The sequence below is a fragment of the Paenibacillus taihuensis genome (assembly GCF_003386535.1).
Taxonomy (GTDB): domain Bacteria; phylum Bacillota; class Bacilli; order Paenibacillales; family Paenibacillaceae; genus Paenibacillus_Z; species Paenibacillus_Z taihuensis.
The window spans coordinates 337,972-358,839 of sequence record NZ_QTTN01000001.1; the positions used below are offsets into that span (position 1 = coordinate 337,972).

At 53.0% G+C, this 20,868-nt stretch carries 14 protein-coding genes; all 14 read left to right on the forward strand.

Annotated elements, in window-relative coordinates:
- The first annotated feature begins 225 nt into the window (after positions 1–225).
- The 14 genes from A8990_RS01775 to selD all read left to right on the forward strand — a co-directional run bounded on the left by A8990_RS01775 (position 226) and on the right by selD (position 20,850).
- Positions 226–1,848, forward strand: a complete 1,623-nt coding sequence (locus A8990_RS01775) for a helix-turn-helix domain-containing protein (RefSeq protein ID WP_116187285.1) — start codon at positions 226–228, stop codon at positions 1,846–1,848.
- Entirely contained in the window at positions 1,845–3,674 is a 1,830-nt protein-coding gene (locus tag A8990_RS01780; protein ID WP_116187286.1) for a cache domain-containing sensor histidine kinase, read from the forward strand. Before A8990_RS01775 ends, A8990_RS01780 begins: the two co-directional genes overlap by 4 nt.
- 21 nt (positions 3,675–3,695) lie before the next feature.
- Positions 3,696–5,420 carry an extracellular solute-binding protein gene (locus A8990_RS01785; protein WP_147306751.1) on the forward strand — a complete coding sequence of 575 codons (1,725 nt, stop codon included), beginning with the start codon at positions 3,696–3,698 and terminating at the stop codon, positions 5,418–5,420.
- A 180-nt stretch (positions 5,421–5,600) separates the two neighbouring features.
- Complete coding sequence (locus tag A8990_RS01790; protein ID WP_116187383.1) at positions 5,601–5,846, forward strand: zinc ribbon domain-containing protein; 246 nt, start codon at positions 5,601–5,603, stop codon at positions 5,844–5,846.
- Between the two features lie 978 nt (positions 5,847–6,824).
- A complete protein-coding gene (locus A8990_RS01800; protein ID WP_245995798.1) occupies positions 6,825–7,730 on the forward strand; it encodes an ABC transporter permease in 906 nt (301 codons plus the stop codon).
- Positions 7,731–7,748: 18 nt separating this feature from the next.
- Positions 7,749–8,627: a carbohydrate ABC transporter permease gene (locus tag A8990_RS01805; RefSeq protein WP_116187288.1), complete on the forward strand. Its 879-nt coding sequence runs from the start codon at positions 7,749–7,751 to the stop codon at positions 8,625–8,627.
- Positions 8,628–8,716: 89 nt separating this feature from the next.
- Positions 8,717–10,501 (forward strand): extracellular solute-binding protein, encoded by a 1,785-nt coding sequence (locus A8990_RS01810; protein WP_116187289.1) that lies wholly within the window; start codon positions 8,717–8,719, stop codon positions 10,499–10,501.
- Positions 10,502–10,582: 81 nt separating this feature from the next.
- Positions 10,583–13,450, forward strand: a complete 2,868-nt coding sequence (locus A8990_RS01815) for a beta-galactosidase (protein WP_116187290.1) — start codon at positions 10,583–10,585, stop codon at positions 13,448–13,450.
- A gap of 8 nt (positions 13,451–13,458) precedes the next feature.
- Positions 13,459–14,613 (forward strand): mandelate racemase/muconate lactonizing enzyme family protein, encoded by a 1,155-nt coding sequence (locus tag A8990_RS01820; protein WP_116187291.1) that lies wholly within the window; start codon positions 13,459–13,461, stop codon positions 14,611–14,613.
- Between the two features lie 60 nt (positions 14,614–14,673).
- Positions 14,674–16,683: a right-handed parallel beta-helix repeat-containing protein gene (locus tag A8990_RS01825; protein ID WP_116187292.1), complete on the forward strand. Its 2,010-nt coding sequence runs from the start codon at positions 14,674–14,676 to the stop codon at positions 16,681–16,683.
- An 18-nt stretch (positions 16,684–16,701) separates the two neighbouring features.
- Positions 16,702–18,006, forward strand: a complete 1,305-nt coding sequence (locus A8990_RS01830; RefSeq protein WP_116187293.1) for an alpha-L-fucosidase — start codon at positions 16,702–16,704, stop codon at positions 18,004–18,006.
- 198 nt (positions 18,007–18,204) lie between these two features.
- Positions 18,205–19,047: a phytanoyl-CoA dioxygenase family protein gene (locus A8990_RS01835; protein WP_116187294.1), complete on the forward strand. Its 843-nt coding sequence runs from the start codon at positions 18,205–18,207 to the stop codon at positions 19,045–19,047.
- A 110-nt stretch (positions 19,048–19,157) separates the two neighbouring features.
- The gene (locus tag A8990_RS01840) at positions 19,158–19,712 is read left to right on the forward strand and encodes a Rieske (2Fe-2S) protein (RefSeq protein WP_181909351.1); all 555 of its coding nucleotides are present in this window, start codon (positions 19,158–19,160) and stop codon (positions 19,710–19,712) included.
- An 85-nt stretch (positions 19,713–19,797) separates the two neighbouring features.
- Positions 19,798–20,850, forward strand: a complete 1,053-nt coding sequence (selD, locus tag A8990_RS01845) for a selenide, water dikinase SelD (RefSeq protein WP_116187296.1) — start codon at positions 19,798–19,800, stop codon at positions 20,848–20,850.
- Positions 20,851–20,868 lie beyond the last annotated feature (18 nt).

Below are 20,868 nucleotides of genomic sequence, written 5' to 3' on the forward strand. Positions count from 1 at the left end.
CTAACTTACAAATTCATAGTAACCAATCTATTAATAGAAGGAATGACAGAATGGTAACGAAATAGTTACAATAAAGTAACGATGACAGACGATTATAACTCAAAATAGTATATTTTCCACAATCTGGAATAATCCTCCGATCACAATCTCTCTATTGCGAACTTGTTCGGCGGCATAGTATGGTTACCATACAGCACCATATGAGAGCTAGGGGGAAGGCTAAGCATGTGGAACGTCATGATCGTTGAAGACGAGATGCTTGTCCGTTTAGGCTTCAAAAATTCCGTGCAATGGGATCACTATGGGATGACCGTTTGCGCAGACGCGGCTAATGGCAGAGAAGCATGGGACTACTACAATAGCGAAGTGAAGCCAGATGTCATCATTACCGATTTGCGCATGCCGATTATGGGCGGAATCGAGCTCATTAAGAAAATACGCGAGCACGATACGCAGACACGGATCGTTATTCTCTCCTGTATGGAAGATTTCGATCTGATTCGCCAGGCGATGCAGCTTGGCATTTCGAATTATATTTTGAAATTAACGATGACGGAGGAAGAGATCCACAATGTACTGATGCGGGTACGCGAGGAGCTTGGGACGCAGCTGTCGCTTGGAACCTCGAAAGGCATCATTCGCAACCCCGATTCGCTGAAAGAGAACATTATCAAGAACTTCGTATTCTACCACCTTTACTCCAAAGAAGAATTTGCCCGCCATATTGATCAGTTAAAGTTTCGGCTCCATCCCGAGCGGCTCGTCGTCTGCATGATGGAAATCGACCATTTCGAGCAAGTCCAGACCAAATTTAACGATGAGAAAGGCGAACTCATTCGCGTAACGTTCTTGAATGTGCTGAATGAGCTGCTGTCGCAGTCGCAGCGCGGTGAAGTTGTATCGGACGAGGACAAGCGGTATCTGTTTATCTTCAGCTTCCGGGATATGGCGAGCGAGCTCCAAATACGTGAAGACTTGAGTGCCACAATGACGCAGATTCAGAAGGTGCTGAAGCGCTTCTTCAATATCTCGGCGTCGTTCGGCGTAAGCGGGATGAAGAGCGGGTATGCTTCGCTGCATGCGTTGTACCGGGAGAGCGAGAAGGCGGTTGGCCAGAAGTTCTTCTACGGCACGGAACGCATCCTTCATCTGCGGGAGATCGAGCTGGAAACGGGGGACGACGTTGTAAGGCGTAAGCTGCAGCAGTTCCACGAGAAGTGGTCCATGATTGAAGAAGGCGCGCAGCGGGATGTGGAATCGATTGTGCAAACCTTCCTCGCGACCGGCAGGCTGCGGCATGAGCAGGATATCCGGAATCTGTTCGTCCGGCTGCTGCATATTCCGTCCGTAACGGCGACGCTGAACGAGACGGAAGTGATGCTAATCATCTCGACATATAGCGAAGAGATGCAGCGCTCCGAGACACTTGATGAATGCGCAGGCATCTACAGCCGCTTTCTCGCGGAAGTGCTGACGACCGGCGGGACGAAGAAGCAGCTGAACAAAGATATTGCGAAGACGGTCAAATATGTGCAGGAGCGGTTCAATGAGGATATTTCCCTGCAGCAGATCGCCGAATTTCTGGAGCTGTCTCCAAACTATCTAAGCGTGCTGTTCAAGAAAGAGCTGCAGATGAACTTCTCCGAATACTTAAACCGGATTCGCCTGGAGAAAGCGAAGGAGCTGCTCCTTGGCACGAATCTCAAATCGTACGAAATCGCGCAGCAGGTCGGATTCACCGATGACAGCTACTTCAGCCGCGCGTTCAAGAAGCATACCGGCGTCCGGCCGAACGGCTTCCGCCGGCTGTGGATCAACGATTGGACGGGAGTGGCGGAGGACAAATGATACGCCTGAGCCGATCTACCTTTAAGCCAGCCGGATTCTCGCTTCGAGCACAGCTCATCTTCTCGTTCGTAGCGGTCACATTGCTCGTGCTCTCGATCAGCTCTTACTACAGTTACGTGAAAACCCTCGATATTTTTAAGGAACGCACCCAAGAGACCACGTTCTCGCAATTTCGCCAGATAGAAATGAATACGCTTACGCTGCTGCACGAAGTCGATAAGCTGTCCAATACGTTCCTGATGGAGAGTAAAGTTCAGTCGTTTCTGCAGAGCGATAAGCTGTCGAATCTCGAGTTCATATCGCTTGAGCGCGACATCATGGAGCGGATCAATCAATATTTGACCAACTATGATTACTTGGATTCGATCTACATCTTTACGGAGAACGGTACTGTTATTGGCGGGACGCTGACGCAGAACCAGAGCGCTTTTCAAATCGGCCGCGGCTATGCGTTCTACAATACCGAGCTGTACAGCAAAGTGAAAACAAGCTTTCCGCAGTCGATCTGGACCGGCGGTCTGAAGACGAGCGACTTCATGCGCAGCTCCATTCCGGAGGGGCTTACGAATTCGCGTCTCATCTCCTCGATTCGCGGGGTGAGATGGATCGGCGGCAGCCAGATGAGCGCGGAGCTCGTGCTGAACGTGAACGAGCGTTTCTTCAATGCCGGATACGGGAGTCTGCAAAGCTTGCCCGGAGGCTCCATCCACATCATTGACGGCAGCGGCAAGGTCATCTCCAGCACGAACCAGGAGACGATCAATGCGCCGTACTTGTTCAACACGAGAATAAAGCCGGGCGTGAATTTCGGTTCGTTCTCCACGGATCGAGACGGTTCGCACGAGCAAGTCATCTATTACCGGATGAGCGAAACGGGCTGGATGCTCGTCAATGAAGTGCCCACCGAGCTGTATACGAAGGACGTTGTCGGTATCGGACGGTTTATTGCGGCCATCTTCTTGCTGTCGCTCGTGCTGATCGTACTAATTTCCACCTTATGGATGAACCGGATTATGAAGTCCTTCCATCAGCTGGTCAAAGGGATGCGCTTCATTGGAAAAGGGAATATCGGCCATACGCTCCCGAAAGCGTCGAACCTGGAGATGGGGCAGCTCATCGAGCAGTTCAACCATATGTCGACCGGTATTCTGGAGCTGATGCAGCAGAACGAAGAGACGGAACGGACGAAGCGGCAGCTCGAGATCGAAGCGCTGCAGTCGCAGATCAATCCGCATTTTCTATACAACACGCTCAATACGGTCAAATGGATGGCGGCCATCGCCAAAGCGCCGAACATTATGGAATGTATGACGAGTCTCGGCAACATGCTGCGTCCGATCTACTATGATCCATCACCGCTCTGGTCCATTAAGGAAGAGCTGGAGTTCGTCCGCAACTATATCAACATTATGAATTTCCGCTACGGGGAAGAGTTGAAATTCGAGTTCGACGTGCCGGAGCAGCTGCTGCATTGCCGGACGCTGCGATTCATGATCCAGCCGTCCATCGAGAACGCGCTCATTCATGGCGAGATGCATCAAGGGGTTATACAAGTGTCGGTCGCGGAGCTGAATGGCGATCTGCAAGTCGTTGTACGGGATACTTGCGGCGGCATGTCGCCGAGCAAGGTGTTGGAAGTGAACGAGCGGATCAAGGCGAATGACAAGGCGGAACGGCCGGCCAAAGGGATCGGACTGAGCAATGTGAACAAGCGGATTCAGCTGCATTTTGGCGAACGGTACGGGATTGAGGTACGCAGCAGCGAGGGCGTTGAAACGCGGGTTTATATGATGATTCCTATTATTACAGGCAGTGAAGCTTCTTAGTCGTAGTGAGGGGGAGTGCTTGTGGAACGGATTCGAAGTCTTAGTCGCAGAAGAATAATCGCTTGCTTGCTTGCTATGATGCTATTCGCACTGCCTGCTTGCAAGTCAGGGGATTCGGATGGCAATGGAGACACAGCGGCATCGAATGCTGCGGTTTCTGCGGAGAGCTCAGGGGCTGCAGAACCGATCACGTTGAAGGTGCAAGTGAGCAGTACGGGAAAAGATTTTGAGAATACCGATGTGTACAACGAAATTAAGCGGATTACCGGCGTGACGATGGACATGGAGACGTATGACGAGCAGAAATTCAAGGTCCAGCTGGCCGGTGGCGATCTGCCGGACATTATCCAGGTGCCGAATAAGAACATCAAGGAACTGATTGAGGGGAATAACATCATTCCGCTCGACGAGCTCGTGAAGACGAATGGCCCGAACATTATGAAGCCGGTCTACGAGAAGAGCCTTGCGTATATCCGGAAGTTCTGGAGCGATAACACGAACAAGCTGTATATGATCCCTGTCCAGATCGGGTCGAGCAGCTTCGGCTTCGAGCAGCAGATCGGGTTCAACGTCAGATGGGACTACTACAAGGAGCTCGGCTATCCGAAAATTACGAGCATGGACGATATGATTAACGTGCTCGCGGAAATGGTTGAGCGTCATGGGACGACGAGCGACGGCAAGAAGGTGTACGGAGTCAGCATGTGGAACGATTGGGGTTCGGGAGGAACGTGGGGGCTCCGCAGTATGGGGCTTATTACGGGCAACGGCTTGTTTAATGTGAATACCGGGCAGCTTGCGAATGAATATACGGAGCCGGATAAGAGCGGTATCTGGGATACGGCTTACTTTATGTTCAAGGCGCAGCAGAGAGGGATTCTCGACCCCGATGCGTTCACCGCGAAGTATAACGATATTGTGGCAAAAGGTTCAGAAGGAACGCTGTTATCCTCCATCGCGACTTGGCCGTTCTACGCAGCGAATGCGGAGCTGCTGGGGGAAGGTCCGGACAAAGGCTTCGTCACGATCCCGCTGGAATGGGGTTTTACGAACATTGGCGGGACAACAATCGCGGGCTGGAATGACCGGGCATGGGCGATTTCGTCAAACTGCAAAGATCCGCAGCGCGCGATGGATCTGATCAACTTCCTCGTCTCGGAGGAAGGCTCGCGGCTGATCGAGAGTGGGATTGAAGGGACGCATTGGGATAAGGCGAGCGGCAAGCCGACGATGAAGATGGACACGGTGAAGCTGGCAGCCGCGGGCGGCGACAGCTGGAAGAAGACCGGCATCGGGCAAATGGCGAATCAGCAAGGCTTCTCTGACTATACCAGGCTAAGCGACGGCGGTGTCGTCAACTTGTTCAATACGCCGGAAGTGTTCGCCACGAAGGTCAATTCGCTCAATCAAGACTATGATGCCTACTATGGCGTCACGTACCCGGCGGAAGCGTATAAGAAATATGCGGATGAGGGCAAAGTGAAAACATTAGACCAGGTTCCGCAGGATGTCATGAACGCGATGCCGCCTCAGCCGGACGACATCAAGCGAATTGTAGCGAAGGTGGAGGAGCTGCTGGTGAAAGGAATGCCGAATGTCGTGCTAGGCTCGAAGACGGATGAGGAGTATAAGCAGAATCAGCAGGCACTCATTCGAAAGCTGGTTGAAGCTGGCGCGGAGACGTATTTCGCTTGGTTCAAGCAAGCTTTCGAGGAGACGAAGGCGAAGCTGGTTGGTCAAGAGTGAGCGCTTAGTATGGTGAGTGGTGAGTGCTGAGAATGGCGAGCGGTGGGAGGCTAGCATATGATTGTATGTCCGTATTGCGATAGTGAAGTTGAGATTCAGAATGGCCGATGTCCGAAGTGCAAGGAGCATCTGCATGAAGTGAAGGATGAGGATTTCTCGGAGGATCGCGAGACGGAAGGCATGAGCGTGACCGAGCTGATCGAGCATCGGTTCAAGTGTGCGAAATGCCAGTCGACCAGCGGCCGGGTCAAGGAAGTATCGATGACAGGCGCGGGGCTGAGCAAGCTGTTCGATATTGAGCATAACCATTATTTGTTCGTCTCGTGCCAAAATTGCGGGTTCGTCGAGGTGTACGACCCGGATGTGCTGTACGGGAAGAAGGCGGGCAGTCTCGGCACGGTATTGGATATTTTGTTTGGTGGTTGAGTGGAGGAAGGTCCTCTCTTGGCAGCATGCGGCTGCTGGGGGAGGGCTTTTTTTGTTTGGTGTGTTTGTAATTGCAATTTCCGTATAGCTCCTTGCCATGCAGCAGCCTTGCAAAGCACTACCTTGCAAAGCACTACCTTGCAAAGCACTACCTTGCAAAGCTCCCCCATGCTAAGTTAACTCTTGCTGAGCGCCACCTTGCCAAACTGCTCCTCGCAAAACAGCATCCTTGCTAAGGAATCGTACAGCACTTATTTTCCGTTTTTCGGCCAGTCTGGTGTTCTAAGGAACCTCAGCAAGCTTATTTGGTGCTATTCGACAGATTTTCATCGAAGAGGCGTGCAAATAGCATGTGTGGGGTTCCTTAGCTGAGCTAGACCGCTATTTTCGCCCGAATAGTGTTGCTGGAGTACCTTAGAGCTACGCCGAGCTCAGACGTAATCGCGATAAACTGACGAGCGAGGGATTCGCAGAGGAGCACGCACCCGCACCCGCATCCGCACCCGCACCCGCACCCGCACCCGCACCCGCACCCGCACCCGCACCCGCACCCGCACCCGCACCCGCACCTACTAGTTGTAACCTATATGGGATTTATCCAACGTAGAAAGGCCAGAATCGCCGAAATTGCAATCTATATTGGAAAAATCCACTCATTTACGCCTGAAATCGACCATTTTAACCCTATCTGTAGAAAATGAGTGGATAAATCCAATATACGTACCGATAATCGCCTTTTTGACGTAAAATGAGTGGATTTTTCCACTATAGCTTTTACGCAGGCACATTTTGCCCCACGCAAACCGCAATCGCCATGATACGACGATTACGATTTCGCTCCAACGCAAATCGCAATCGCCATGATACGGCGATTACGATTTCGTGTTAGTCCAAAAATCGTAGATTTCTCCATATTTCCGTATTTTCGCATTACGTATACTTGGCTTAGAAATCGAATCCCGGCTGGAGTGATTAACAATGAAGCTCAAAGCAAACCGCGTCACACTTTTTCTCATGGTCATCCCGTTCGTCATTATCGTCTTCCTCTTTAACTACATCCCGCTGTTCGGATGGCTCTATGCATTCTACGATTATAAGCCCGGCATCCCGCTGTCTCATACCGAGTTTGTCGGCTTGAAGTACTTCAAGTGGGCGATTGAGGAGAAGGATGACCTCATCCGCGTTCTTACGAACACGCTCGCGCTTAGCTTCCTGTCCATTCTCGCTTCTCCGCTGTCCGTGATTTTTGCGATCATGATCAATGAAGTGAACAGCAAGCGGTTTCGTAAAGTCGTGCAAACGCTCACCACGCTCCCGAACTTTATCAGCTGGATTATCGTGTACTCGCTGGCCACATTCATGTTCTCCTCCGGCGGGCTGCTCAACGAAGTGCTGATGAAGCTGCACTGGATCGAGGAGCCGACGACGGTACTCGGCAACTCGAATGCGACCTGGTGGTTCCAAACCGCGATCACTGTTTGGAAAAACTTGGGCTGGGGCGCCATCATCTACTTGGCCGCCATTGCCGGTATCGATACGGAGCTGTACGATGCCGCGAAAGTGGACGGCGCCGGACGATTCCAACGCATTCTCGCGATAACCGTGCCGGGAATCATGCCAACCTTCTTCGTCCTGCTGCTGCTCAACATTGCAAGCGTTCTCTCCAACGGCGCCTCCGGCTTCGAGCAGAACTTCGTTTTCTACAACTCGCAGGTCGGCGATAAGATCGAAGCGCTCGATTACTACGTGTACCGGGTCGGTATTGCGACTGGCGACGTTTCCTTCGGTACGGCGATCGGCATCGCCAAGACATTAATCAGCGTCATTCTACTATTCTCGATGAATGCATTATCCAAGCGGGTAAGAGGACATTCGGTATTCTAGGAAGGAGGAACTTCGCCAATGAAAAATGATTCATCCATCTGGTTCGACATCGTCAACTATACGCTCCAAATCCTGTTCACACTGCTCTGCGTATATCCGTTCTACTACATCTTGATCTATTCCATCAGCGATCCGCAGCAAGCACTGAAGGGCGTGTTCCTGCTGCCGAATGGCTTCACCATTGTCAACTATACGCACATCTTCCGGCTCGATAACATGCTGAACTCGTTCTTCATCTCCGTCCTACGAACGGTGAGCGGCACAATCTTAACCATAGCATGCAGCTCGTGGCTTGCTTATGCAGTCACGAAGAATGAGCTTTATTTTCGCAAAACGATCTATCGTTTCGTCGTTATCACGATGTACTTCAACGCAGGCTTGATTCCGTGGTACATCACGATGAAAGAGCTGGGGCTGAAGAACAACTTCCTGCTCTACATTTTGCCAGTCGCTGTCGTCGCTTACTATGTGGTCCTGTTCAAGACGTTCATCGAGCAGCTGCCTCCAGCGCTTGAGGAGTCGGCGATGATTGACGGAGCGGGGTTCCTGAAAATTTTCACGCACGTCATCTTCCCGTTATCCATGCCGATCATCGCAACCATCGCGGTGTTTGCCTCCGTCGGGCAGTGGAACACATGGTATGACAATTATTTTCTCGTGTCGGACGATCGCCTTCAGACGCTTCAGCTCATTCTGTACAACTATTTGACCGACGCACAGCGGATCGTATCCAGCAGCAACCTGCAAGATTTGAACCGGGGTCTCGCTGCCAAAATATCGCCGGATTCCATTCGCATCACCATCACGATGGTCGTGACAATTCCCGTGCTGCTTGTTTATCCGTTTCTTCAGCGGTTCTTTGTCAAAGGGCTTATGGTCGGCGCCATCAAGGGCTAACTCTCTCGGCTCTCCCAGGTTAGGATGCAATAGCTCTCTCCCAAGAAGCTATCATCATATCGCGTCAAACAAAAATAGGAGGTCATGGTATGAAGGTGAAGCAGGCTTTTAAAGGTTCAGCAGCCTTCTTGCTTGCGACGACGATGGTCGTTCTGGCAGGCTGCGGCGGCAATAATGCGAATTCTGGGGCGAACAACACGGCCAGCACGAATAACGCAGCAACAACGACGAATAACTCGAGCGGGACAACAAACAACAGCGCGACAACAGATAATACCGCGACGACGAATGACAGCACGTCGACGAACAATTCGAGCACGAACGAGACAACCGCGCCTGCGAAAGAACCGGTAACGTTGAATGTGCAGATGGCCGCGACAACGAATGAGCTGGAGAACACGGACGTTTACAATGAGATCGTGAAGCAGACCGGCGTTACGATGAAAGTCGAAACGTACGACGAAGAGAAGTTCAAGGTGCAGCTGGCGGGCGGCGACCTGCCAGACATCATTCAGGTACAGAGCAAGTATCTGAAGCAGCTTATCGATGGCAACCTCATCATTCCGCTGGACGATCTTGTCGCTTCGAACGGACCTGATATTCAGAAGCCGGTGTTCGAGAAGAGCCTCGCGTACAGCAAGCAGTTCTGGAGCAACGACACGGGCAAGCTCTATGAAATTCCGCTTCAAATCGGCCAGAAGGGCTGGGGCTTTGAGCAAACAACCGGCTTTACCGTTCGCTGGGACTATTACAAGGAGCTCGGTTATCCGCAAGTGAAAAGCATCGATGACATGGTGAACGTGCTGGCGGATATGGTCGCGAAGCATCCGAAAACGAAAGAAGGCAAGAAAGTGTACGGCACGGCGATTTGGAACGACTGGGGAACATGGGGCCTCAGCAGCATGGGACTAATGATCAATGATGGTTCTCCTGTCGTGAACAACTACACGGACGTTGCGAAGAGCGGCTTCTGGGCGACTTCCGAGTTTCTGTACAAGGCGAAGCAGAAGGGTATCCTCGATCCGGATGCGTTTACGGCCAAATATGATGACATCGTAACGAAAGCATCCCAAGGTACATTGCTCAATACGATTGCGACTTGGCCGTTCCAGAACGTCAACGCGGAACTGCTGAAGGAAGGTCCGGACAAAGGCTTCGTGACGCTTCCGCTGGATTGGGGCTTCGCTTGGGCTGCCGGCAACACCATTGCGGGCTGGGCGGACCGCGGCTGGGCGATTACGAAGAACGCCAAAGATCCGAAGCGTGCGATGGATCTGATCAACTTCCTCTCCTCGGAGCAAGGCTCGCGTCTGATCGAAAGCGGCGTTCAAGGCGTGAACTGGGATATGGTGGACGGCAAGCCGCAGATGAAGCCAGAAACCGTCGAGCTGTCCAAAGCAGGCGGCGACGCATGGAAGAAGACGGGTATCGGCATGATGGCCAACCAGCAAGGTCTGTCCGATGATACGGTGCTTAGCGATGGCGGCCCGGTTAATCTGTTCAATACGCCGGAAGTGTTCTCAACGAAGCTGAACACGCTGAACAAAGACTATTCCGACCATTACGGAGTGGCTTTCCCAGCCGCAGCTTATAGCAAATATGAAGATTCGGGCCAAGTGAAGTCGCTGGATTCGATGCCGCAGGACGTGCAAGCTGCAATGGCTCAGGCTCCGGACGATATGAAGCGGATTCAAACGAAGCTTGACGATCTCATTACGAAGGGCATCCCTGACATCGTCCTTCACGCGAAGAACGATGCGGACTACAAGGACAGACAGCAGAAGCTGATCGACAAGCTGAACAAAGCGGGCGCCGAAGAGTTCTACCAATGGCAGCTGAAGGCGTTCGACGATGCGAATAAGAAGTTTCAATAAAGGTTAGCTGAAGCTGCGGACCTGCCTGCGCTGGGCGGTTCGCAGCTTTTCCAATGCTTATGACGGAGGTGTAGGAGCGCGATGAAACTGACGTATGACGGAAAATCCTTTCTGCTCGGCGGGGATCGGATTTGGATCACTGGCGGAGAAATCCATTATTTTCGCTTTCCACGAAGCGAGTGGCGAGAGGTGCTGTTTCGGGCGAAGCGTGCCGGGCTGAACACGATTTGCACGTATGTGCCGTGGAACTTCCATGAGTTTACGGAAGGGCAGGCGGATTTTGCAGGAGATAAGGACCTGGCTGCTTATATGGATTTGATCGGGGAGCTCGGAATGTATGCGATGCTGAGACCGGGTCCATATATTTGCAGCGAGTGGGATGGCGGCGGCATTCCGGCATGGCTGTGCGCTTCAGGTCTTCGGCGGTTCCGGGAGGATGACCCGATCTATATGGCTGCGGTGGAAAGCTGGTTCGATCGGTTAATTCCGATCATTAGCGAGCGGCAGATTACGCGCGGCGGTCCGGTTATTACGATTCAGAACGAGAACGAGTATCCAGGCGGCTGGGATGCGTCGATGCGCCGGTACTTGGAGAAGATCAATGCGATCTATGCCAAGCATGGCATCGACATTCCGGTGCTGGCATGCAACGTTCACGGCAACACGGAAACGACAGTGAAAATCAATGACTCCACCGATGCGCGCGATCAGTTTATCGATGAGAGCATGATCCTCACGTACAACCACCATGTCGAGGTTGAGCCGGTCTATGACCTGAAGAGAAAGCAGCCGAATGCGCCGCTTATTACGACGGAGTTCTGGTGCGGAGCGCCGATCTATTGGGGCAATCAAATTACGGATTGGCCGAACAGGCTGGACCTTACTCGCGCCGTCTATGAATATACTTCATCTGGAACGCAAGTGTGCTATTACATGTTTGAAGGCGGCACGAACTTCGGGTTCTGGGGCGGCAACAACATTGTTACTTCATATGCATCCGGGTATCCGGTCGGCGAAGCAGGGAAGCTTACGGACAAATATTACGCCGTTCGACCTGTGAATCTGTTTATCGAAGGGTTCAGCAGCTTCTTCATGGACAGCGAGGAGCTAGAAGATCGCGCCGGTATCCAGTACGGAGCGGATGTTCGTCTTGTCGTGCGCGAAGGGGAACGAGGAGCGATCGCGTTTCTATCGACGCATGGTGCGAAGAGAGAGCTGCCGATCACGACACGGGAAGGCAAGCAGTTGACCGTGCATCTTGGCGAGGTGGCGGCGACTGTCCTGCCGATCGGGCTGCAGCTGTTCGATGATGTGACGGTGGATTACAGCAACCTCTGCTTACTGACGCAGGATGAGGCGAAACGGATTCTTGTCCTATACGGTCCTGCAGGAACGGTGGGCGTTGTAAGTGTGAACGGTGTCGAGCAGAAAATCCCAGTGCTGCGCCGGAAAGTCCAGTACAGCGGAGTGATTGATGGAGTCAGCGTTATCGTCGTGGATGAAGAACTCGCTAGACGTTGCTGGATTGTAGATGAGCAAATCGTCTTCGGACCTGACTATATCGCGGAAACTCTAGTTGATGGTGGGCTTGATCTTCGCGTCAGTGAAGGAACGCCAGATGTCACCTATCTGGATGCTGATGGTCTGCCTGTGACGAGATCGTTCAAGCACGAGCCGCGCGAATTTAAACTGCCGGAGCTTGGTGAGTGGAAGATGACGCCATGCCCGGAAGTCGTTACTGGCGCGGGCGATGGGTGGTCTGCGCTTGAGCAGCCGTGTTCGCACGAGCAGCTCGGTGTCGTGCAAGGATATTTGTGGTACAGCGCGGAGCTGGAGTGCGAGGAAGACGGCGTCGAAACGATGCTGCTCAGCCATACGCCGACGCGCGTAGCTGTGTTCGTGAACGGGCAGTTCTGCGGCATTCACGCCGAAGGCAGATCCGTACGGATGCGCGATGAATATGGGCATCCGGCGGATTGGGCATTCGAGGAACTGACGGTTCGCGTGAAGAAAGGGACGAACCGTTTCGTGTTCCTCTCCGATGATCTCGGCCACAACTACGATGTGCCGATATCGGTTGGTATTCAAGGACCAGTGGTTGTCGGTTCCCGACGGGTTGAGGTGGAGCAGTTTATTGAAGTTGCGCCGCAGCCGGTGTCGGACGATGCGTTCAACTTCTTGTATAACCGCTTCTACAGAGAGCAGGAACCGCTGCCAGGCGTGGAGTTTGAGCTTGCGCTCGAGCCAGAACAGGTGGTGTTCATTATGATTCACGGCGTGAAAGCCTGGGTGACGGTAAATGGCGAAGAAGTGCTGCCGATGTCCTACCCGGATTCACCGTGGACGATGTTCTCGCAGATTAAGCGCTGGATTACATGGCAGCTGCCGGAGCCGCAAGCAGCAGGTCAAGCTTGCAAGGTTCGCATCCAGTATGCAGAGCCAATTCCAACTGCCGTACAAGAGAATATCGCGGTCTATGTTGCGCCACGGAGCGGGCAGCTGACGAATTGGCAATGGAAGCAGTGGACAGGTGAAGTGGAGAATGCGTCAGCGGCTGCGGCTTCGCATGCGGTAGATGGCGGAGGGCAAGAGGCAGAGGGGCTTGTTGTGCTGCTGCCAGTCGGCACGAGACTCGCTCGCAAAGGTAGACTGCTGCGCCCTGCTTATCTGCAAACACAGTTCAAGATGCCTGAGGGCGATCGGCCGGTGTACTTGAAGATTGGCGAGCTGCAGAAGGGGCAGATCTACATGAACGGCCACAACATTGGTCGTTTCTGGGCTTACGGCGGCACGCAGGATGCTTATTATTTGCCGCGCAGCTGGATGAAGAATGACAATGAGCTCGTGATTTTTGAAGAGCTGGGGCTGAATCCGCAGCAGACATCGCTTGCGTATGGCGAGAGCGGCAGCTGGACCAGCGTGCAATTAAGCTTCGAAAAGGTGAGGTGAGCGAGAAGATGGGACTGAAGATAACTCGCGTAGAGACATTGTGTCTATCCCGGAAGCATGAACCGGAGCGGGAATGGTTCACCACGACGATGCGCATCGTGAAAGCGGACTGTACCATCGTCATCATTCATACCGATGGCGGGATTATCGGCATTGGCGAAGCTTGCTCCTACGGAGTGCCCGACCAGATTCGGGCACAAGTTACGAGGCTGACGCCGCTATTAATCGGCCGCGATCCGCTTGATCTTGGCACGACGCTGTCGCCGAACGGCCGCGCTTGGAGCTATGACTGCGCAGTATCCGGCATCGACTGCGCACTATGGGATATCCGCGGCAAAGCGGCGGGCAAGCGCGTATCGGAGCTGCTGAGCGACAACCCGCTGGAGCGGATTGAGCTGTACGCTTCCGCGGGCTGCAGCTACGATTGGCGCGATCGGCCGGAGCAGCTGATCGAGGAAGCGGTTCGCTGCATGGAGCAAGGCTTCAAGACGTTCAAGTTCCGGCTTGGCACGCATTGGGCATGGGACAGCATCAATGTCGACCGGATGCTGGGCCTCATCCGGGAGCTTTCAAGCGAGGTTGGCGGAAGAATGGCGCTCGCGCTTGACGGCAATCAGCGGCTGAACGAGGAGGATGCGCTCGCCATCGGCCGCGGGCTGGATGAGATCGGCGGCTTCGCTTGGTTCGAAGAGCCGTTCGATATGCGCAATGTCGCCGGCTACGCACGGTTGAATAGTCAATTGAATGTGCCGGTGACTGGCGGCGAGCAGTACACGACAATGGAGCAGTTTCTGCCATATCTGGAGCAAGGTGCATACGCGATCGTGCAGCAAGATGCGGGCATTTGCGGCATTACGGAAGGACTCCGCATCGCCAAGCTTGCGTATCATCACGGCGTGCCGACGATTCCGCATAACTGGCATAACGGATTAATGACGCTCGCGAACGCGCATATGGTCGCTGCGCTGCCGAAGCCGATCATGCTTGAGCTGTGCATGATCCAAGGTCCGCTGCAGTGGGGGATCTTGAAGGAGCAGCCTGTTATCCATAACGGTTATCTGGAGCTGCCATCGGCACCGGGTCTTGGCGCGGAGATTGCGGAAGGTCTTCTTGAGCAATACCCGTATATGGAGACGGATTACTATGTGACCGTCGATCGATAACAATGAAACGACAGATATAAGCGATCAAGGTAGTAGAAGCTGAATAGAGGTGAGTTACGAATGGCAGAGCAACAGACACGTACAGAATTGCAGCTGTACGTCGCCCCGCATGGTTCGGATACGAATGCGGGGACAGAAGCAGCACCTGTGCGCACGCTCTCGGAAGCATTGGCGCGAACGAGAGAAGCCGCTGGCAGCGAGGACAAACGAATTATCGTCCGAGCCGGTGAATACGAAGACGTTAGCCTCGTCCTGACGGCTGCAGATTCCGGCTTGACGATTGAGGCATATCCGAACGAGCATCCGGTGTTGTATGGCGGTTCGTTCATTACCAATTGGCAGCGGGAAGGCGATTGGCTGACCGCGCAGCTGGACGGCGTGAGCGCAGACGATCGCTCGCGCGACTTCCGTATGATCGAAGCGAACGGTACATACCGGCAGCGGGCGCGACTTCCGGAGCAAGGCGCGTTCCGGCATCTGAACGAGTTCGACGTCGAATGGCTATCGACCTTCGCAGGCGGATGGAAGAGACCGCCAGCCGAGGAAGAGATGATGACGCTTCGCGTTCGAAGCTCGGACGTCGGCGCCTGGCTGGACCCGAACAATGCGGAGTTGACCGTATTCCATGAATGGGATGAATCGCTCGTTGGCGTCGCGCAGGTTGAAGAAGCAAGCAAAGGCAACGCCGAAAGCGCAATCGAAGGCGGAAGCGATGGTGTGACCGCCATTCGCTTCGCGAATGCGCCGGGTCATCCGCCAGGCGCGTTCTATAAGCGTAACGACAACGCCATGACCTATGTGGCGTGGAATGTGCGGGAAGGGCTGCGCCAGCCAGGTCAATGGTATCTCGACCGGACGGCTGGAAAGCTAGTCTATTGGCCGCTGCCTGAGGAGATTGAGCGACCGGAAGCGCTCCGCTTGATCGCGCCTGCGAAGGAGCAGCTTCTCCGTCTCGAAGCTGGTGCAAATCGAATCCGCATCGCCGGACTCACTTTCGCCTGCGCTGCAACTGCGCTTTCCGCGGGCGGCTTCGGCGCTATTCATGTAAGCGCCGCAATCGACGCTGAAGAGGTGGAGGACGTTGCCTTCGACCGCGTCACCGTTCGCAACACGGGCGGCTGGGCATTTAAATTGAGCGGCATGCACATCAAGCTCACCGAATGCCACATCCACCATACCGGAGCGGGCGGCATCCAGTGGAGTGGCGAAGACATCACGCTTGAGCGGTCGCGTATCCACGATGTCGGGCTCGTGTACTCGAGTGCCATTGCTGTGAATGGTGACGGCACTGGGCACACGATTTCCCATAATGAGATTCATGATACGCCGTACAGCGGCATTTCGACCACAAGCTCAAATACGACGATCAGCGGAAATCTGCTATACAATACGATGAACTTCATGAAGGATGGCTCTGCGATCTATTTATCCTGGCATAGCGACCAGGTGACGGTCAGCGGCAACGCGGTCTTCGCCAAATCGAAGGAGCATGTGCGCCGTTATGCGTACTATCTCGACGAGAAATGCACGAACTGCACGGTGGTGCGCAATCTGGCTGTCAATCTCGGATTGCCAATGCTAAGCCATATGACGAGGGGCAGCCGTTATATCAGCAATATTTTTCTCGATCGGGGTCCTCAGGTGCTCTCGTTCTATAATTCCTACGGACTTGCGTTCGAGCGCAATGTGCTGGTGGCGGAGTCGATTGAGTTCATTTCACCGCAAGGCAATCCGAACAAGCTGCCTTCAGAGGAATATGACGCGCATCCGTACATGGGTACCTTCACGACCGCAGACGGGATTACATCGTTCAGGGACAATGTGCTGCACAGCCGGACCGGAAGCCGTGTCTTCAGGGAAGTGCTGCATTACACGAAGATCAATGAGTGGGAGCTTGAGGAGCAGGACGGCAATGTGTTTGCAGATCCCGGGCTGATGGGAGCAGACCAAGGGGAAATCTCCTTCGCATCAGCTCAATCCGTGACAGAACCTCGGGGTATCGAGCCGTTATCTTTTGCCGATGTGGGCTGCCAAGGTCGGTATGAAGAAATATTCGAGGCGTTCAAATAAGAAAGGAGACGCAGTCAAATGTCGACTTCACCAGTTTCAGCACCAGCATCAGCCGTTGCACCGCATCTGGAGTGGTTCGTCCATGAACGGTTCGGCATGTTTATCCACTGGGGACTCTATGCGATTCCAGCTCGAGGAGAGTGGGTTCGCAGCTTGGAAAAGCTGACGAAAGACGATTACCAACCGTTCTTTGAAGAATTTAACCCCATTAAATATGATCCCAGACAATGGGCAAAAGCAGCTAAGGCAGCCGGCATGAAATATGCCGTCATGACGGCGAAGCATCACGATGGCTTCTGCTTGTTCGACAGCAAGCTGACTGACTACAAAGCAACGAACACGCCTGCTGGACGTGATCTCATACGAGAATACATCGATGCTTTTCGCGAAGTGGGGATCCGGGTTGGCCTTTATTATTCCATCATTGATTGGCATCATGAGCACTATCCTCATTATGGCGACAAAATCCATCCGATGCGCGATAATGAAGCGTTCAAGGACTATACGTATGATTTCAATCAGTACCTCGAATATATGCATGGGCAAGTAAGAGAGCTGCTCACGGGCTACGGTCCGATCGATATTATGTGGTTCGATTTCTCCTACGACGACATGACAGGCGAGAAGTGGAGAGCAACCGAGCTTGTGCAAATGATGCGCTCGATTCAGCCGAACATCGTAATCGATAACCGGCTTGGCGGTGACGGGAAGTCTGCAAATCCGGAAATTTATGCGGGCGACTTCAAGAGTCCGGAGCAGATTTTGCCGCCTGAAGGTGTAGTGAATGAAGAAGGTAAGCCTGTACCTTGGGAATCATGCATTACGCTCAATGATCATTGGGGATACTGTTCAGGAGACAACAATTACAAATCGCCGAAGACGGTCATCCGTGGTTTAGTCGAATGCGTCAGCAAAGGCGGCAACCTGCTGCTCAATGTCGGTCCGAATGCGCTTGGCGAAATTCCGAGCCTGTCGCTCGATGTACTAGCTGAAGTTGGCAAATGGATGGATGGCAATGGCCGGAGCATCTATGGGTGCGGTCCGTCCAAGCTGGAGAAACCGGAGTGGGGACGCTACACGCAGCGTGGCAACATGCTGTACGCTCATATTTATGACCGCGGCATGGGACCGATCAACTTCCGCGGCTTGAGCGGAAAGGTCAAACGCGCGAGATTGCTATGCGACGGCACAGAGATCAAGGTAGAAACACCATGGATGGCGTGGGAGTATGCGGAGGATGCGTTCATTAGCTTCAGCAGCGCGGAGCTGCCGGACAGCATAGATACAGTTGTGGAGCTTGAGCTTCTAGATGGCGATAAATAGGGTGATAAAGGTGTTAAATAGCACGTAATGGTTCATTTCGAGAAAGCTTGAGCGATCAAGCTTTTTTGTTTGAACATTTTTATGGGAAATTAATTAAGTTTGTTAAAAAACTATAGCCAAGGACGAAAAGATGTGTTAGTTTAATACATGTAAAGCACGCAACACTACAAACGCAAACTAATCCTTGAGGTGATTATAATGAATTTGAAAGTCAGTCAAGAAGAATTGGATACGCTTACCCTTAAACCGGAAACACTAGAGCTGGCTGCCAACCTTGTTAAGATTAACGGCTACGTCATTATCGAGAATGCAGTACCGAAAGATAAAGTATCGGAGCTGTTCACATCGTTCAAGAAAGCGATGGACTGGTTCCTTGAGAAGCACGGCCACGATATTTACCTGAAGAAGAAAGGCTTCAACGAAGGCACGAACCACCTTGGTATCTTCCTTCCATTCGAAGCACCGTTCAACGATTCGCTCGTTATTGAGCATCCGTTCGCAATGGCAATCATCGACAAAGTGCTTGGTCCTGAGTACAGCGTAACATTGTTCTCGTCCAACACATCGCTGCCAGGCGGCCAGAAGACGCAACCGGTTCACGCAGACTACGGCGCTCGCTTCGGCGATCAATGCCAAGTTTCGCTGCCGATCACGGATCTTGTATTCAACATTCCGCTCGTTGATGTACACGATGGCAATGGCCCTATGGAAATTTGGCCAGGCGGCACGCACTTGATGCCGGACAGCTGGTACGGCCCGAACGCGCCGAAGCCGGAAGATCTCGCGCAATACATGCAGTCGATGAAAGTGCACATGCCAGCAGGCTCCATTCTGATCCGCGACGTTCGCATGTGGCACAGAGGAACGCCTAACCGCGGCAACGAAATCCGTCCGAACATCGCGCTTATCTACTCTTCCGTAGACCGCGATAACCGGATTCAAATTCCGCAAGAGACATACGACAACATGTCGCCGCGCGCTCAACGCCTGTTCCGTTGGCAGAAGATTGGCTTCCCTGCAATCGAGCCTACTCACGAATAAGAAAGTGTCACAAGAACTACAAGGCTTCGGCTTTGTAGTTCTTTTTATTTCCCATTTTCAGGAATATAATGGAAGGTGCGCTGGTGTGTATGAATGTGGAGGTGGACTGCATGAACAATCGGATGCCGCGGAAGCTGTCACGACGCGCTTTCCTCGGAAGTACAGGCAAACTCGCATTAGGTGTTGCTGCCGCACTATCGGGAACAACAGGCTTGTTCTATTATGGCGCGAAGACGCACAAGAACGAAGCGGAGGCTGAGCAGCGGCCGGGCAATATCGCTCTGCTGGGCAGTTATGAGGAACTGTCGGCGTTGACCGCGATGAAGATGATTCATTACGAAGCTGAACATGTGGATGCTTGGTATAAGAAGCCGCTGCGTGGGTTCGTCTACGTAACGACGGATGCTGCGGGGCAGATCCTTATCATTTCGTCGGCGTGCTCGCATTTAGGCTGCACAGTTGAACCGGCTACGGACGCACAGCGCAAGAAGACAAAGGATCTCGTCTTAATATGTCCCTGCCATGGCGCGGAGTTTGGCAAGTACGGCGATACTGTAAGTGCCTTTGTGAACCGGGGATTGGATACGTATGAGCCAATTATTGCGGGAGGGGGCGTGTACTTCGATGTCATGCAGCCCATTCAAAGAAACTTAACTATGGAATAGATTGGCGGATGAAGACACCGGCTTGAAGGCTGGTGTTTTTTTAGGTACCATTTAAGTATTGTCTCAGAGAGGAATGATTAGCACGATGACGGAATCAATTAACGATATTAAATTAACTTCATATTCGAGCAAGGGCGGCTGCGGCTGCAAAATCGGCCCGGCAGACTTGTCGGCAGTTCTTCGCAATCTGCCACCGGCGAAGCCGGACCCGAACCTGCTTGTCGGACTCGATACGAGCGACGATGCAGGGGTATATAAGCTGACGGACGAGCTGGCACTTGTGCAGACGCTCGACTTCTTCACGCCAATCGTCGACAATCCATACGACTTCGGTCAAATTGCAGCAGCGAATGCGATCAGCGATATCTACGCGATGGGCGGCAAGCCTTTAACGGTGTTAAATATCGTCGCGTTCCCGATTTCGACGCTGGACAAGCGCGTGCTCAGCGAGATTCTGCGCGGTGCTGCAGATAAAGTCGCGGAAGCGGGCGCTACGCTGGTTGGCGGTCACTCGATTGATGATAAAGAGCCGAAGTTCGGTCTGGCTGTTACCGGACTTGTCCATCCTGATAAGGTGCGGGCGAATGCTGGCGCGAAGCCGGGCGACCGCCTGATTCTCACGAAGCCGATTGGCGTGGGCATTCTAACGACTTCTATTAAGAAAGATCAGCTGTCACCAGAAGAAACAACGCGACTTACGAAAGTTATGGCAACACTCAATAAGACAGCTGCAGAAACGATGGAACCGTTCGACGTACATGGCTGTACCGATGTGACGGGTTTTGGTCTGGTCGGTCACGCGCTCGAGATGGCAAAGGGCAGCAAAGTCAGCGTACATATTCAGAAGCAAAATGTGCCGCTGCTGCCTAGAGTTCGTGAACTGGCGGAGCAAGGGTTCGTGCCAGGCGGAACGAAGAACAACTTCGCCCATGTGGAGAATGACGTTACTTTCGCTGACGACATCGATCAGATCGATCGTTATATTCTTTGCGATGCGGTCACATCCGGCGGACTTCTCATCGCAGTTGCGAGCGAGCAAGCGGAGACACTGCTTGAGGCGCTCAAGGTGAAGGGCGTAGAAGCAAGCTTGATCGGCGAAGTGACTGATGAACGTCCTGGACATATTTTCGTACAATAACTACTCAAGGGGAAACGT